Raw genomic sequence first — 578 nt, forward strand, 5'->3', positions numbered from 1 at the left:
CGGCCCTCGATCCCGGGTGAGGTGATCGCCTCGGTCATCGTGCTGCAAGCACTGTTCGGGCACTCCGATCGGGAGGCGGTCGACGCGCTGACGTTTGACCTGCGGTGGAAGGCCGCCTGCGGGTATCCGGTCGATGCGAAGGGTTTCAACTCGTCGACGTTGACCTATTGGCGACGCCGCCTGGCGGCCAGTGAGCGGCCGCAGCGGATCTTCGAGGTGGTGCGTCAGGTCATCGCCGAGACCGGTGCGGTCAAGGCCAAGACCCGCCGGGCGCTGGATTCAACGGTTTTGGATGACGCGGTGGCCCGCCAGGACACGATCACCCAGCTGATCGCCCAGATCCGCCGGGTGGGCCGCGAGGTGCCCGGGGCGAAGGAGTTGATCGCCACCGAGTGCACCCGGTTGGCGGCGGTGTGCGGGCAGGACTACATCGCGTCGGGTAAGCCGCGCATCGCCTGGGATGACCAGGCCGCCCGAGACGAGTTGGTCTCCGCCCTGGTCGCAGACGCGCTGGCGCTGTTGGCGGCACTAGATGTCGAGGCGATCACCGCCGCCGGTGGCAAGCCGGCCGAAGCGGT

General features: G+C 68.7%; 1 protein-coding gene. It reads left to right on the plus strand.

Annotated elements, in window-relative coordinates; genetic code table 11:
- Positions 1–578 (plus strand): transposase (locus HMPREF3086_RS16845; protein WP_141764147.1); only part of this gene is annotated, 578 nt, incomplete at both ends.

Origin of the sequence: Dietzia sp. HMSC21D01 (assembly GCF_001815995.1) — a bacterium.
Classification (GTDB): domain Bacteria; phylum Actinomycetota; class Actinomycetes; order Mycobacteriales; family Mycobacteriaceae; genus Dietzia; species Dietzia cinnamea.